General features: G+C 65.1%; 13 protein-coding genes. 8 read left to right on the forward strand and 5 right to left on the reverse strand.

Annotation, left to right across the window (positions count from 1 at the left end):
• Positions 1-208 precede the first annotated feature (208 nt).
• Both ASC78_RS16910 and ASC78_RS16915 read left to right on the forward strand, forming a co-directional pair.
• Positions 209-1105 (forward strand): lysophospholipid acyltransferase family protein, encoded by an 897-nt coding sequence (locus ASC78_RS16910; protein WP_055803519.1) that lies wholly within the window; start codon positions 209-211, stop codon positions 1103-1105.
• On the forward strand, positions 1102-1986 hold the full coding sequence (locus tag ASC78_RS16915) for an LpxL/LpxP family acyltransferase (protein ID WP_055803522.1): 885 nt from the start codon (positions 1102-1104) through the stop codon (positions 1984-1986). Before ASC78_RS16910 ends, ASC78_RS16915 begins: the two co-directional genes overlap by 4 nt.
• 19 nt (positions 1987-2005) lie before the next feature.
• Here the strand turns inward: ASC78_RS16915 and ASC78_RS16920 are convergent, their stop codons facing one another.
• Complete coding sequence (locus tag ASC78_RS16920) at positions 2006-2917, reverse strand: alpha/beta fold hydrolase (protein ID WP_055803525.1); 912 nt, start codon at positions 2915-2917, stop codon at positions 2006-2008.
• A gap of 80 nt (positions 2918-2997) precedes the next feature.
• Complete coding sequence (gene yihA / locus ASC78_RS16925) at positions 2998-3747, reverse strand: ribosome biogenesis GTP-binding protein YihA/YsxC (protein ID WP_055803529.1); 750 nt, start codon at positions 3745-3747, stop codon at positions 2998-3000.
• A 70-nt stretch (positions 3748-3817) separates the two neighbouring features.
• On the opposite strand from yihA, the gene ASC78_RS16930 reads away from it, so the two are divergent.
• The 5 genes from ASC78_RS16930 to ASC78_RS16950 all read left to right on the forward strand — a co-directional run bounded on the left by ASC78_RS16930 (position 3818) and on the right by ASC78_RS16950 (position 9908).
• Positions 3818-4486, forward strand: a complete 669-nt coding sequence (locus ASC78_RS16930; RefSeq protein ID WP_055803530.1) for a c-type cytochrome — start codon at positions 3818-3820, stop codon at positions 4484-4486.
• A gap of 115 nt (positions 4487-4601) precedes the next feature.
• Positions 4602-6779, forward strand: a complete 2178-nt coding sequence (locus ASC78_RS16935; protein ID WP_055803533.1) for a cytochrome c biogenesis protein ResB — start codon at positions 4602-4604, stop codon at positions 6777-6779.
• Complete coding sequence (gene ccsB / locus ASC78_RS16940; protein WP_055803536.1) at positions 6776-8092, forward strand: c-type cytochrome biogenesis protein CcsB; 1317 nt, start codon at positions 6776-6778, stop codon at positions 8090-8092. The genes ASC78_RS16935 and ccsB overlap by 4 nt, the downstream gene beginning before the upstream one ends.
• Positions 8093-8209: 117 nt before the next feature.
• Positions 8210-9220 (forward strand): protein-methionine-sulfoxide reductase catalytic subunit MsrP, encoded by a 1011-nt coding sequence (gene msrP, locus ASC78_RS16945; RefSeq protein ID WP_055803539.1) that lies wholly within the window; start codon positions 8210-8212, stop codon positions 9218-9220.
• Positions 9221-9248: 28 nt separating this feature from the next.
• Positions 9249-9908, forward strand: a complete 660-nt coding sequence (locus tag ASC78_RS16950) for a sulfite oxidase heme-binding subunit YedZ (protein ID WP_055803543.1) — start codon at positions 9249-9251, stop codon at positions 9906-9908.
• A 12-nt stretch (positions 9909-9920) separates the two neighbouring features.
• On the opposite strand, the gene lysA is transcribed toward ASC78_RS16950, so the two are convergent.
• Positions 9921-11198, reverse strand: coding sequence for a diaminopimelate decarboxylase (lysA, locus tag ASC78_RS16955; RefSeq protein WP_055803546.1), 1278 nt, complete (start codon positions 11196-11198; stop codon positions 9921-9923).
• A complete protein-coding gene (gene lptM, locus ASC78_RS28040; RefSeq protein WP_082517571.1) occupies positions 11195-11473 on the reverse strand; it encodes an LPS translocon maturation chaperone LptM in 279 nt (92 codons plus the stop codon). The genes lysA and lptM overlap by 4 nt, the downstream gene beginning before the upstream one ends.
• 12 nt (positions 11474-11485) lie before the next feature.
• Between lptM and cyaY the strand changes: the two genes are divergently transcribed.
• Entirely contained in the window at positions 11486-11818 is a 333-nt protein-coding gene (gene cyaY, locus ASC78_RS16960) for an iron donor protein CyaY (RefSeq protein ID WP_055803549.1), read from the forward strand.
• A gap of 15 nt (positions 11819-11833) precedes the next feature.
• Here cyaY and ASC78_RS16965 read toward each other — a convergent pair whose 3' ends face one another.
• On the reverse strand, positions 11834-14242 hold the full coding sequence (locus tag ASC78_RS16965) for a penicillin-binding protein 1A (protein WP_055803553.1): 2409 nt from the start codon (positions 14240-14242) through the stop codon (positions 11834-11836).
• Positions 14243-14269 lie beyond the last annotated feature (27 nt).

Raw genomic sequence — 14269 nt, forward strand, 5'->3', positions numbered from 1 at the left:
TCCTTGAAGTGACTTGGCGCGTTGCCAACTCTGCGGAGCCCTGGCGAACGCTTTAGCAGATGCCGATGAATCGACGGGGCACAATCGCATTTGCGCTTGTGTTTGTCGCCCTGCAAGTTGTTCCGTAACTCGGCGACAATTTGCATTCTATTCGAGCCGCGCCAAACCCGTGCGCGCGCGTCCTGGTATTCACACTCCCTGTCAGCCCATGGTCACCTTGTTCCGCCTGCTTGCCCGCGTACCGATGCCGTTGATGCATCGGCTCGGCGCGTTGCTGGGTTGGATCGTTTGGTGGTGCGCTCCGGACTACCGCCGCCGCTTCAAGGCCAATGCCGAGAGCGCGGGCGTCAGCCCCGAGCAGTACCGCCCCGCCATCGCTGCCGCCGGCCAGATGGCGGCCGAGCTGCCTTGGCTCTGGCTGCGCCCGCAAGGCGAAAGCGTGCTGCGCCGCGTGGTGCGGTGGGAGGGCGTGGAGGCCTTCGAGGCCGCCATGCGGGCGAAGAGGGGTGTGATCCTGGTGGCGCCGCACCTGGGCAGCTGGGAGATGTGCGGCCAGGCCATCGGCGAACGCTTTCTCGAAACCTACGGCCCCATCACGGCGCTGTTCCGTCCCGCCCGCAAGAAATGGATGGCCGAGCTGATTGCCGCGGGCTCGCGCGACCGGCCCGGCCTGCAAACCCTGCCAACCAACAACACCGGCGTGCGCGGCCTCATCCGCACGCTGCGCAGCGGCGGCTACACCGGTATCCTGCCCGACCAGGTACCGCCGCTGGGGCAGGGCGTGTGGGCTCCGTTTCTCGGCCGGCCGGCTTACACCATGACGCTGCTGCCGCGCCTCGCGCAGCAGACCGGCGCCGCCTGCTTCTTGAGCGTATGCGAAAGGCTGCCGCGCGGTGCGGGCTACGTGATCCGCTTCGAGCCCATCGTGGGCACGCCGCTCACCGATGCGGCCGCGCCCATCGAAGCCGCGGCCGCCGCCATGAACGACGCCATCGGGCGCTTGATTCACAGCCTGCCGGGGCAGTATGTGTGGGACTACGCGCGCTACAAGGAGCCGCGCGGTGAAACCGTGGCAGCCACCCCGAGCGGGGAGCGGGCACGATGAGTTTCGGTTCCCGCCTTGGCATCGGCTTCATGCGCACGATCGCCCCGTTGCCCCTGCCATTGATCCGCGGATTCGGCGCGCTGCTGGGGCGCGTGCTCCACACCGTCGCCGTGCCGCGGCGCCGCGTGGTCGACACCAATCTAGCGGTGTGCTTTCCCCATAAATCCGAAGCCGAACGCCGCCGCATCGCGCGCGAGACCTTCGTCTATGTGGCGCAGTCGTGGCTCGACCGCAGCTGGCTCTGGCATGCGCCCGAAAAGGTGGTGGCCAGCCGGCTCAAGGTGGTGGGCGCGCCCCAGGAGATCGACGAGATCGCCAATGGCGACGAGCCGATGATTCTGTTCGCGCCGCATTTCTACGGCCTCGATGCCGCGGCCACGGCATTGACCATGCATACGCCGCGGCCTTCGGCGACCATCTACACGACCCAGCGCGATCCAATGGTCGACGAGTGGATTCGCGAAGGCCGCACGCGCTTCGGCAACGTGGCGGCGCTCAATCGCGTCGATGGCATCAAACCCGTGCTCGGAGGCCTGCGCAAGGGCGGCCTCCTGTACCTGCTGCCGGACATGGACTTCGGCCGCGACCAGACCATCTTCGTGCCGTTCTATGGTGTGCAGGCCGCGACCGTGCCGTCGCTGTCGCGCTTTGCACGGCTGGGCAAGGCCAAGGTGGTGCCCGTGGTTTCCAGGCTCACGCCCGAGGGCTACGAGATCCAAGTGCTGCCGGCCTGGCAGAACTTTCCCACCGACGACGTCGAAGCCGACACGGCGCTCATGAACCAGCGGCTGCAGGGCTACATCGACACCATGCCGTCGCAGTACTACTGGGTGCACCGCCGCTTCAAGACGCGTCCCGAAGGCGAGGCGCCCATCTACTGAGCCGTCCGCGGAGGGCGCCTCAGTGGCGCTTCAGGAAAGCTTCGATTTCGCGCGCCACCAGCTGCGGCTGCTCGTGCACGATCCAGTGCGTGGCGTTGGGCACCTTCTTGATCTCGAGTTCCGGCACGTACTCTTCCAGGCCTTCGATCAGGCCGGGCAGCAGCGCCGCATCGTCGAGCGCCCAGAAAACGAAAGTCGGCACGTTCACGGTGAGTCTCTCGCGCGGCAGCACCGGGATGCTTTCGATACTCTGGCCGGGCAGCGGCGGCTTCATCGGCGTGACGCGGTAGAGATTGCAGGCACCCGTGAGGCCCGCACTCCAGACTTCGCGGTACTGCTGCTTCACCTCTTCCGTGAGCCAGCCGAAACCTTCGGGTCCGGCCTTCATCAAGGTGAAGAAGGGCCACATGCGCTTGAAGTCGTCGGCCGAGAGCAGGGCCTCCGCATCGGGCCTCGCGAGAAAGTTCATGTAGGCGCTGGCTTGCTGCTGCGCCGGGCTGTTGCGCAGTTCGCGTGTGAAGGTGCCGGGGTGCGGCGAATTGATGATGACCAGCCGTCCGACCTGCTCCGGAAAGGCGTTGGCATAGCCCCAGCCGAAAGCGCCGCCCCAGTCGTGCGCCACCAGCGCAGCCATGGTGCCGTCGGCGCTTTCAGTGGCTGCCAACTGCTGGATGTCCTGAATCAGCAAGTGGGCCTTGTATGCGGCCACGTCGGTCGGCGCGCTCGACTTCTCGAAGCCGCGCAGGTTGGGCGCGACACAGCGGTAGCCGCCGTGCGCCGGGTCGGCAAAATATTCGAGCAGTTCGTCCCAGATGAACGCGGCCTCCGGAAAGCCATGCAGGAACACCATCAGCGGCCGGCCAGGCGTGCCGGTGGCCCGGCAGCTCAGCGTGGTTCCGTTGGGCAGGCTGCGCTGGAACGTCTCGATCATGCTTTTGTCTCCTTCGACTTTCGTCGCTATTGTTTTGATAGTGGATCACGCTGATGAAACGCCGGCGAGCCGGCTTTTCCCTAGGTGTCTTCCGGCGCCGGCGGTTCCGCCTGCGGTGCTTCGGCCTTTGCGTCTCCGGGCGGATGCGCCCAGCGCCAGAGCAGCTCGGCGGCTTCCCCCACACCCTGTTTCTTGAGGGCGGAAAACAGTTTGACCTCGCCGCCGCCGGCTTGCAGTCGCGTAATGGACAGCACCTTGGCGCCATCGCTGCGGGTGAGCTTGTCGGCCTTGGTCAGCAGCACGAGGAACTTGAGCCCCTGCTGCACGCGCGGGCGGATCACGTCGAGCAGGATCTCGTCGAGTTCCGTGAGGCCGTGGCGGGGGTCGCACATCAGCACCACGCCGCGCAGGTTTTCGCGCGTCATCAGGTAGTTGCCCATGACCCGCTGCCAGCGCAGCTTGGCTTCCTTGGGAACCGCGGCATAGCCGTAGCCGGGCAGGTCGGCCAGCACGGCGTCGTCGGCCTTCTGCTTGCCGACGCCGAACAGGTTGATGTGCTGGGTGCGCCCGGGCGTCTTGGAGGCGAAGGCCAGGCGCGTCTGCTGGGTGAGCGTGTTGATCGCGGTCGACTTGCCTGCGTTCGAGCGGCCGACGAAGGCGATCTCGGGCAGATCGAGAGGAGGCAAATGTTCCAGCTGCGGGGCGCTGGTCAGGAAGTGGGCGGTGTGCAGCCAGCCGAGCGCAATGCGCTCGCGCTCGGCGACAAGGGGGTCCACGGCAGGAGTCGCGCGGGAAGGGGGAGCAGCGTGCTTGCGCGACGGGGAGATCATCAATGAGCTTTCGGAACGGGCTGCCATTGTAGAATCGCGCGGTTTTGCGCCAATAAATCGAGCCCCCGATATGAAGTTGTTTGCCAATTTTCTGCTTGCAGCCCTCATGGGTGTCGCAGCCAGCGCGAGCCTTGCGGCTGACGATCATGCCGCCGCACCGGCTGCTGCACCCGCGGCCGCCAAGCCGGCCAAGCCCGATCCCGCCAAGGGCGATGCGGTGTTCAATTCCGCTGCCCAGGCCTGTGCTTCCTGCCACAACGCAGACGGCAACTCGGCCATCGCGGCAAACCCGAAGCTGGCGCAGCAGCATCCCGAATACATCCTCAAGCAGCTGCAAGACTTCAAGTCCGGCAAGCGCAAGAGTCCCATCATGCAGCCCCTGGCCGCGAAGCTGTCCGACGAGGACATGCGCAACATCGCCTGGTTCGTGGGTTCCAAGAAGGTCAAGACCGGCTTCTCCAAGGAGAAGGACCTGGTGGCGCTGGGCGAAAAGATCTACCGCGGCGGCATTGCCGACCGCCAGATTCCGGCCTGCGCCGGCTGCCACAGCCCCAACGGCGCCGGCATGCCCGCACAATACCCGCGCCTGGGCGGCCAGCACGCCGAGTACACCGTGGCACAGCTTGTTGCCTTCCGGGACAACGTGCGCCAAAACAGCGCTCCCATGACCGGCGTTGCGGCCAAGCTCAACGACCGCGAAATCAAGGCTGTTGCAGACTACATCGCCGGCCTGCGCTGACACCACGCCCCTCAGCGTGAACTAACCGCCGATAAAAACCCCAAACAAAGGGCGGGCCGATCCAACTGGATGGCCCGCCCTTTGCTTTTTCCCTATTCCTTTCTTCCCGCCGCCGATGTCTGTCTCCACCCATGGCCTTCGCGTTCATCGCGGACCGCACGCGCTTCGCGCCGCGGTGGAGCTGTTTTCGTCGATGCGGTTCGCGATTGCGCTGCTCACCATCATCTGCATCGCGTCGATCATCGGCACCGTGCTCAAGCAGCACGAGTCGATCAACAACTACATCAACCAGTTCGGGCCGTTCTGGGCCGAACTGTTCCGCGCGGCCAAGCTCGATTCCGTCTACAGCGCCTGGTGGTTCCTGCTGATCCTGCTGTTCCTGGTGATCAGCACTTCGCTTTGCATTGCGCGCAACACGCCGCGCATCTTCGTGGAACTGAAAACCTTCAAGGAAGGCATTCGCGCACAAAGCCTCAAGGCCTTCGGCCAGCGTGCCGAAACCCGGCTCGACGAGGCGCCTGCCGCGGCCGCCAACCGCATCGGCCAGCTGCTGGTGAGCGGCGGCTGGAAGGTCAAGCTGCAGCAGCGCGAAGCCGCGAACGGCCAGGCCGAGGCGGGCTGGATGGTGGCCGCGCGCGCGGGCGGCGCCCACAAGCTCGGCTACATCGCCGCCCATAGCGCCATCGTGCTGGTGTGCATCGGTGGCCTGCTCGACGGCGACCTGGTGGTGCGCGCCCAGACCTGGTTCAACGGCAAGAGCGTGTTCACCGGCGGCGGCATGATTGCCGACGTGCCGCCGCAGCACCGGCTGTCGCCCCGCAATCCGACTTTCCGCGGCAACATATTGGTGCCCGAAGGCGCTCAGGGCAGCGTCGCCATCCTTCAGCAAAGCGACGGTGTGCTGCTGCAGGAGCTGCCGTTCTCGATCGAGCTCAAGAAATTCATCGTCGACTACTACTCGACCGGCATGCCCAAGCTCTTTGCGAGCGAGGTGGTGCTGCATGACCGCGAAACGGGCGCGCAGGTGCCGGCGCGCATCGAGGTCAACCACCCGGCAAGCTACAAGGGCGTGGAAATCTACCAGTCGAGCTTCGACGACGGCGGCTCCAAGGTGAAACTCAAGGCCGTGCCGATGGCGGCCGCCGCCAAGCCCTTCGACGTCGAGGGCGTCATCGGCGGGCCGAGCACCGAAATCACCAACGGCAAGGAAAAGCTCACGCTCGAATACGCCGCGCTGCGCGTCATCAACGTCGAGAACTTTGCCGACGGCGGCGCCATGGGCAGCGGCGCCGACGTGCGCAAGGTCGACCTGCGCCACGACCTCGAATCGCGGCTGGGCGCCGCCAACAAAACCAGCAAGCCGAAGGTGCTCCGCAACATCGGCCCGAGCATCGGCTACAAGCTGCGCGATGCCGCGGGCCAGGCGCGCGAGTATCAAAACTACATGGTGCCGGTCGACACCGGCGACGGCCAGCCGGTGTTCCTGCTTGGCATGCGCGAGAAGCCCGAGGAACCGTTCCGCTACCTGCGCGTGCCGGCCGACGACCAGGGCTCCATGGACAGCTTCGTTCGCATGCGCACAGCGCTGGCCGATGCCGATATCCGCACCCGGGCCGTCGAGCGCTACATTGCCAAGGCGGTGGATCCGAAGCGGCCCGAAATGGCCGAGCAGTTGCGCGTGTCGGCGGCGCGCGCACTGGCCTTGTTTGCCGGCACCGAACGTGCCAAGGCCGACGCCACCACGATGGGCGGCTGGCAGGCCATTGCGGAGTTCATGGAAGCCAACGTGCCCGAAGCCGAGCGCGAACGTGCGGGCGCCGTGCTGGTGCGCATCCTCAACGACGTGCTGTTCGAGGTGCTCAACCTGAGCCGCGAAGGCGCCGGTATGGCGGCACTGGCTGGCGACCAGAAGTCGCAGGCTTTTCTGACCCAAGCCGTGCTGGCCATCAGCGACGCCTACTTCTACCCGGCGCCGGTCGCCATGATGATGACCGATTTCACCCAGGTGCAGGCCAGCGTCTTCCAGGTGGCGCGCGCGCCCGGCAAGAACGTGGTCTATCTGGGCTGCCTGTTGCTGATCGTCGGCATTTTTGCCATGCTGTACGTGCGCGAGCGCCGGCTCTGGGTGTGGCTTGCACCCAGTGGCCAGAGCGACGGGCGCGACGGAGACAACACCACTGCCGCCACGATGGCGTTCTCGGTCAACCGCAAGACGATGGACAGCGATCGCGAGTTCGAGCACCTCAAGTACAAGCTGCTTGCGCTCAAGAAAGAAGGACAGGCCACGCCATGAACACCACCACCCTCACGCTCCACGAAAGCTGGTTTTCCCGCCGCAATCTTTTCGACTGGGTGTTTGCGGCGCTGGTGCTGGCAGGCGGCCTTTTTGCCTTTGCCCGGTATGCGGGCTCGATGGACTCGTACGAGAAGCCGATCCTTGGCGCCGCCATGGTCTCGATCATCGCCATCGGCTGGTTCTGGCGGCCGCTGCGGGTGCTGGCCATCGTGGTCGCCGCGGCCTCACTGCTGGCCATCGTGTCCTACCAGGGCGACCTGGCGCGCGCAGACACGGTGTTCTGGCTCAAGTACTTCCTGTCGAGCCAGTCGGCCATTCTCTGGATGAGCGTGCTGTTCTTCATGAGCACGCTGTTCTACTGGTTCGGTTTCTTCGGCGGCAAGCAGGGCGACACCTTTGACCTGATCGGCTCCCGACTTGCCTGGACCGCCGTTGCCATGGCGCTGATTGGCACCATGGTGCGCTGGTACGAGAGCCATCTGATTGGGCCCGACATCGGCCACATCCCCGTGAGCAACCTGTACGAAGTGTTCGTGCTGTTCTGCTGGCTCACGACGGCCTTCTATCTTTACTTCGAATCGCGCTACGGCACGCGCACGCTCGGCGCATTCGTCATGCTGGTGGTGAGCGCGGCGGTCGGCTTTTTGCTCTGGTACACGCTGGTGCGCAATGCGCACGAGATCCAGCCGCTGGTGCCCGCGCTGCAGAGCTGGTGGATGAAGCTTCACGTGCCGGCCAATTTCATCGGCTACGGCACCTTCGCGCTCGCGGCCATGGTGGCGTTCGCCTACCTCATCAAGGAGCAGGCGCAAGAGACGCGCTGGTACAAGCTCACGCCGATCTGGCTGCTGGGCGTGGCACTGTGCTTCGTGCCGGTGGCATTCCGCCAACGCGTGCAGGAGGCCGGCGGCAGCTACTGGGTGATCTATGCGGGCATTTCCGCCCTCATCGCCGCGGGCATCCTCCTCGGGCGCAAACGCATTGCCGCAAGGCTGCCCGCCAACGAGGTGCTCGACGACGTGATGTACAAGTCGATCACCGTCGGTTTTGCGTTCTTCACCATTGCCACCGTGCTTGGCGCCCTGTGGGCGGCCGATGCATGGGGCGGCTACTGGAGCTGGGACCCGAAGGAAACCTGGGCCCTGATTGTCTGGCTCAATTACGCAGCCTGGCTGCACATGCGGCTGGTCAAGGGACTGCGCGGCACGGTGGCCGCATGGTGGGCGCTGGGCGGCCTGGCCGTGACCACCTTTGCGTTCCTGGGCGTGAACATGTTCCTGAGCGGGCTGCACAGTTACGGCACCTTGTAGCGTGGGCGGCCGTCTTTTCGCGAAGAATTGAAACCACGCGCCGCCATTGCGCGTAACCGAATCAGGGAATTGCACGAACTACCCTGAGCATCACGATTCACGCGAAAGGCCACCACCATGTCGTTCCATTCCCGCCCTGAGGGTCGCAACAGCGGTTTCATTCATCCGCTCTCGAGCGAGATCACGCCGCGCGCCGTCTACGAGGGCCGGCGCGACCTGCTGAAGCTGATGGCCGGTGGCGCGGCGGGCGCTGCGCTGGCGAGTTTTGCCGGCCGGGAGGCCTTTGCCCAGGCCACGGGCCCGCACAAGCTCGCGCTGCTTCCGGGAGCCAAGTCTGCCGTGCCGGGCGCGCAAACCATGGAAAAGCTCACCGAGTACAAGGACGCGACGAGCTACAACAACTTTTACGAGTTCGGCACCGACAAGGGAGATCCGGTCAAGAACGCCGGCACGCTCAAGACCCGTCCATGGACCGTCGAGGTCGAGGGCCTGGTCAAGAAGCCCGGCAAGTACGGCATCGAAGACCTGCTGAAGCTCAGCGCGCAGGAAGAGCGCATCTACCGCCTGCGCTGCGTCGAAGGCTGGTCCATGGTCATTCCGTGGGTGGGCTATTCGCTGGCCGAGCTCATCAAGAGGGTCGAGCCGCAGGGCAACGCCAAGTACGTGGAATTCGTGACCCTGGCCGATCCCAAGACGATGCCTTTCGTGGGTTCGCGCGTGCTCGACTGGCCCTACACCGAAGGCCTGCGCATGGACGAAGCCATGCATCCGCTCACGCTGCTGGCATTCGGCATGTACGGCGAAGTGCTGCCCAACCAGAACGGCGCGCCGGTGCGCCTCGTGGTGCCCTGGAAATACGGCTTCAAGTCGGCCAAGTCGATCGTGAAGATCCGCTTCGTCGAAAAGGAGCCGAGCACGGCCTGGAACAAGGCGGCGGCGCAGGAATACGGCTTCTATTCGAACGTCAACCCGACCGTCGACCATCCGCGCTGGACCCAGGCCACCGAGCGCCGCATCGGCGACGGCGGCGGCCTTTTTGCCAAGCGCACCAAGACGCTGATGTTCAACGGCTATGAAGCCCAGGTCGGCCAGCTCTATGCGGGCATGGACCTGAAGAAGAACTACTGAGCCCGCACCGCCATCCGGTCTTTGCCCCATGAACAAGCTGCTCATGCATCCGGCGGCCAAGCCGGTCATTTTTCTGTTGTGCCTGCTGCCATTCGCGCGGCTCACCTATGGCGCATTCACCGACGGACTGGGCGCCAACCCGGCCGAATTCCTGATTCGCGCCACGGGCGACTGGACCTTGCGCTTCATCTGCATCGTGCTGGCCGTGACGCCGCTACGCGTGATCACCAAGGCCAATGCGCTCGCGCGCTTTCGGCGCATGCTGGGCCTGTTCGCGTACTTCTACGTCGTGGTGCACCTGCTGTGCTACAGCTGGTTCGACATGGGCTTCGAGTGGGCCGACATTGCCAAGGACATTGCCAAGCGGCCGTTCATCCTGGTGGGGTTCTCGGCCTTCGTGCTGCTGACGCCGCTGGCCGCCACCTCGTTCAACCGGGCCATCAAGGCACTGGGTGCCAAGCGCTGGCAGATGCTGCACAAGCTGGTCTACGTGATCTCCGGCCTTGGCTTGCTGCACTTCTTCTGGATGCGCGCGGGCAAGAACGACTTTGCCGAGGTGTTCGTCTATGCCGCGATCATCGCGGTGCTGCTTGGGTGGCGCGTGTGGAACTACGCGAGCAAGCGCAAGCCGAAAGCGTCCGCAGGTGTGCGCGGCGGCAGCGAGAAGCCGCTGCGCAGCGCCGGCTGACCTGCGCGCGCGTCAGCCCTCGACCTGCTCGCTGCGCAACTGGTCTTCCATCGTCTCGCGGCGGCGGATCAGCGTGGCGCGTTGGCCGCTCACCAGCACTTCGGCGGCACGACCGCGCGTGTTGTAGTTGCTGGACATGCTCATGCAGTACGCACCAGCGGACAGCACGGCCAGCAGGTCGCCCGCAACCACGTTGAGCGCACGGTCGCGGCCGATCCAGTCGCCGCTTTCGCAGACCGGTCCGACCACGTCGTAGGTGGTTGCGCTGCCGGCGCGGATGCGCAGCGGCACGATCTTCTGGAACGCCTGGTACATAGCGGGCCGGGGCAGGTCGTTCATTGCCGCATCGACGATGCAGAAATTCTTGTCTTCGCCCGGCTTGGTGTAGAGCACCTCGGTCACGCAAACGCCGGCATTGCCGACCAGTGAACGGCCGGGTTCGATCACGAGCTTGCGCTGGCCGAAACCGCGGGCATCGAGACGCGCGAGCAACTGCTGCCAGAGCGCATCGGCCCTGGGCGGCACTTCGCCGTTGTAGTCGATGCCCAGGCCGCCGCCGAAGTCCAGGTGATGGATCGGCACGCCGGCCGCCTCGATGGCCTCGACCAAATCGAGTATCCGGTCGCACGCATCCAGGTAGGGCGAGGCTTCGGTGATCTGCGAGCCGATGTGGCAGTCGATGCCGACCACCTCGAGCCCCGGCAGCCTGGCGGCATGGCGATAGGCCTCGACCGCACGGTCATGGGCAATGCCGAACTTGTTGCCCTTGAGGCCGGTGGAAATGTAGGGGTGAGTCTTCGGATCAACGTTCGGATTGATGCGGATGCTGATGGGCGCCCGGCGCCCTTCGGCCAAGGCCACTTCATTGAGCACGTCGAGTTCGGCTTCGCTCTCGACGTTGAAGCATGCAATGCCCGCCGCAAGCGCCTGCCGCATTTCGGCGCGAGTCTTGCCCACGCCCGAGAAGATGATCTTGGCCGGATCGGCACCGACCGTCAGGACGCGCGCCAGTTCACCGCCCGACACGATGTCGAAGCCGCAACCGGCCTCGGCAAACACGCGCAGCACGCCCAGCGATGAATTCGCCTTCATCGCGTAGCAGATGAGGGCGTCGCGGCCCTCGAAACCGCGCTGGTAGGCGGCCAGTGCGTCCAGCATCCATTGCTTCGAATAGACGAACAGGGGCGTGCCGTGTTCGCGCGCCAGCGCATCCAGGCTCAGCCCTTCGACGTGGAGCGAGTCGTCGCGGTGCGCGATATGCGGATGTCCGGGGAGAGAAGCGTTCGTCATTGCTTGGGCGCTCCCGTGCCTATGGCCGGCGCCGGTGCACTACTGGCCGCGGCAGGCTTGGGCGCTGCTGCGTCAGCGTTGGAGGTGGTAGCGCGCGACCCGCCCGGCGTGAGCAACTGCGGCAAAGTGGCGCGTTGGGCGGCTGCCGGATCGGTCGGAAGAAAGAGCGGCCCGCGCTGCCCGCAGGCAGCCAAACCGCCCGCTGCCGCAGCGATACAGACCATGAGCGCAGCGCGCCTTGGAGCGCTCACTAGAATTTGACGAACATTCAACATAGCGAAATTGTAATGACCGACTCCGAATACATGGACCGCGCCGAAGCCGCGCTCGCCGCCATCGAGCAAGGCTGCGACCGCATCAACGACGCGACCGATGCCGACATCGACAACCAGCGCGTGGGCGGGATGATCACGATTTCATTCAAGAACGGCAGTCAGCTGATCGTGAATCTGCAGAAGCCCCTGCAGGAGATATGGCTTGCCGCGCGCTCGGGTGGGTATCACTACCGGTACGACGGCAAGGCGTGGGTCGACACCAAGACCGGCGAAGAATTCTTTGGCAACCTGTCGCGCGAAGCGAGCTCGCAGGCCGGGCAGCCGCTGGAGTTTGCGGCCGCCTGACCCGCCGTTTACTTTTCAGTTCCTGAAGAGGTCGAGGATTCGATTGCGTTCTTCCGGCGGCGGTGGCGGGCTCACTGGAACGCCGCTCAAAGACTCCGCCGGCGGCGTGGCTGCGCTCTCCACACCCAGGCTGGAAACGCCGCGGCCGGGTGCGTAATCGTCGTAGTACCACTCGCCGGCCACGCTCACGACGCCCTGCGGAGGCGTGGCTGACAGTTCAGTCACGGGCACGCCCTTGAGCGCGGTCTCCATGTAGTTGATCCAGATCGGCAGGCTAAGGCCGCCGCCGGTCTCGCGGTCACCCAGGTTGCGCGGCGTGTCGTAGCCGATCCACGAGATGGCCGTCATCGTGGGCTGGAAGCCCGCGAACCAAGCGTCCAGCGAGTCGTTGGTGGTGCCTGTCTTGCCGTAGAGGTCCGTGCGCTTCAGCATGGCCTGCGCCTTGGCCGCGGTGCCGGCGCGCGTCACGGATTGCAGCAACGTGTCCATGATGAAGGCGTTGCGCTGGGGGATGGCGCGAATGGTCTCGTTGAGCAGCGGCGGCTGCTTGTCGACCAGCACCTTGTCCTTGTGGTCGGTGATGCGGGTCACGAGATACGGACTCACGCGGTAGCCGCCGTTGGCGAACACCGAGTAGGCGGTGGCCATCTGCATCGGCGTCACGGAGCCGGCGCCCAGTGCCATTGGCAGGTAGGCCGGGTGCTTGTCCTTGTCGAAGCCGAAGTTGGTGATCCAGTCTTGCGCGTAGCGCGTGCCGATCGACTGCAGGATGCGGATCGACACCAGGTTCTTCGACTTCATCAGCGCGGTGCGCATCGACATCGGGCCGTCGTAACCGCCGCCGTAGTTCTTGGGCTCCCAGGGCTGGCCGCCGGTGGTGCCGGCGTCGAAGAAGAGGGGACCGTCGTTGATCACCGTGGACGGCGTGAAGCCCTTTTCGAGCGCGGCCGAGTAGATGAACGGCTTGAAGCTCGAACCCGGCTGGCGCCAGGCCTGCGTGACGTGGTTGAACTTGTTCTTGCCGAAATCGAAGCCGCCCACCAGCGCCTTGATGGCACCGTCGCGCGGGTCCATGGCGACAAAAGCGCCTTCCACCTCGGGCAGCTGGGTGATCTCCCAGGTGTTCTTGGGCGTCTTGACCACGCGGATCACCGCACCGCGGCGGATCTTGATGTTGGGCGGCGCCTTGTCGGAAAGGCCGGACTGCGCGGGCTTGAGGCCCTCGCCGGTGATCTGCACCGGGTCGCCATTGCCGCGTACGGCCGTGATTTCCTTGGCGTTGGCCTTGAGCACCACGGCCGCCATCACGTCGCCGTTGTCCGGGTGGTCGGTCAGTGCGTCGTCCACGGCTTCGTCGAGTTCCGTGGGATCGTTGGGCAGGTCGACGAACTTCTCGGGCCCCCGGTAGATCTGGCGCCGCTCGTAGTCCATGATGCCCTTGCGCAGCGCCTTGTACGCAGCGGCCTGGTCGGCGGCCACCAGCGAGGTGTAGACCTTGAGCCCCCGCGTGTAGGTGCTGTCGCCGTATTGCGCATACATCAGCTGGCGCACGGTTTCGGCCACGTACTCGGCGTGCAGCCGGTTCGGGTCGGCCGCGTCGCGCAGGTGCAATTCTTCTTTCTTGGCTTCAGCCGCTTGCTCGGCGGTAATGAAGCCCGCGTCCTGCATGCGGTCGATCACGTAGAACTGGCGGCCGCGCGCCCGCTGCGGGTTGTTGACCGGGTTGTTCGCGCCCGGTGCCTTCGGAAGGCCCGCCAGCATCGCCGCCTGCGCAATGGAGAGTTCTTGCAGCGGTTTGCCGAAATACGCTTCCGACGCGGCCGCGAAGCCGTAAGCGCGATTGCCCAGGTAAATCTGGTTCAGGTAGATCTCGAAGATCTGGTCCTTGGTGAGCAGGTGCTCCAGCTTGAAGGTGAGCAGCACCTCGTAGATCTTGCGGGTGAGTGTTTTTTCCGAGCTCAGGTAGACGTTGCGCGCCACCTGCATGGTGATGGTCGACGCGCCCTGGCTCTTCACGCGGTTCATATTGGCCAAGCCTGCGCGCACCATGCCCTTGTAGTCGACGCCGCCATGGTCGTAGAAGCGGGTGTCTTCAGCGGCCAACACCGCTTCCTTCACAAGCTTGGGAATTGCCGCGATCGGGGTTAGATTGCGGCGCTCTTCGCCGAATTCTCCAATCAGGATGCCTTCGGCGGAGAACACCCGCAGCGGCAGCTTCGGACGGTAGTCCGACAGTTCCGAGATGTCAGGAAGATTGGGGTAGGCAACCGCGAGGGCAACCGCGATCACGCACAGAACCGCCAAAACGCTGGCTGCGACGATGCCGGCTCCCCAGACCGTGAAGCGCAACAGCCATTTCAGCCAGGCTGGTCGTGCGGGGGGAGAGGTCTTGGCTGGCCCTTTGGGGCGTGAAGTTTCTTGCATGTGGGCCCGGAGAGTCACCGCACATTA

Source organism: Variovorax sp. Root318D1, from assembly GCF_001424835.1.
Lineage (GTDB): Bacteria > Pseudomonadota > Gammaproteobacteria > Burkholderiales > Burkholderiaceae_C > Variovorax.

Bases quoted from the DNA above. Each gene is read 5' to 3' on its own strand.
- ASC78_RS16910 (WP_055803519.1), top strand. From the start codon at position 209: ATGGTCACCTTGTTCCGCCTGCTTGCCCGCGTACCGATGCCGTTGATG.
- ASC78_RS16915 (WP_055803522.1), top strand. From the start codon at position 1,102: ATGAGTTTCGGTTCCCGCCTTGGCATCGGCTTCATGCGCACGATCGCC.
- ASC78_RS16920 (WP_055803525.1), bottom strand. From the start codon at position 2,917: ATGATCGAGACGTTCCAGCGCAGCCTGCCCAACGGAACCACGCTGAGC.
- yihA (WP_055803529.1), bottom strand. From the start codon at position 3,747: ATGATCTCCCCGTCGCGCAAGCACGCTGCTCCCCCTTCCCGCGCGACT.
- ASC78_RS16930 (WP_055803530.1), top strand. From the start codon at position 3,818: ATGAAGTTGTTTGCCAATTTTCTGCTTGCAGCCCTCATGGGTGTCGCA.
- ASC78_RS16935 (WP_055803533.1), top strand. From the start codon at position 4,602: ATGTCTGTCTCCACCCATGGCCTTCGCGTTCATCGCGGACCGCACGCG.
- ccsB (WP_055803536.1), top strand. From the start codon at position 6,776: ATGAACACCACCACCCTCACGCTCCACGAAAGCTGGTTTTCCCGCCGC.
- msrP (WP_055803539.1), top strand. From the start codon at position 8,210: ATGTCGTTCCATTCCCGCCCTGAGGGTCGCAACAGCGGTTTCATTCAT.
- ASC78_RS16950 (WP_055803543.1), top strand. From the start codon at position 9,249: ATGAACAAGCTGCTCATGCATCCGGCGGCCAAGCCGGTCATTTTTCTG.
- lysA (WP_055803546.1), bottom strand. From the start codon at position 11,198: ATGACGAACGCTTCTCTCCCCGGACATCCGCATATCGCGCACCGCGAC.
- lptM (WP_082517571.1), bottom strand. From the start codon at position 11,473: ATGTTGAATGTTCGTCAAATTCTAGTGAGCGCTCCAAGGCGCGCTGCG.
- cyaY (WP_055803549.1), top strand. From the start codon at position 11,486: ATGACCGACTCCGAATACATGGACCGCGCCGAAGCCGCGCTCGCCGCC.
- ASC78_RS16965 (WP_055803553.1), bottom strand. From the start codon at position 14,242: ATGCAAGAAACTTCACGCCCCAAAGGGCCAGCCAAGACCTCTCCCCCC.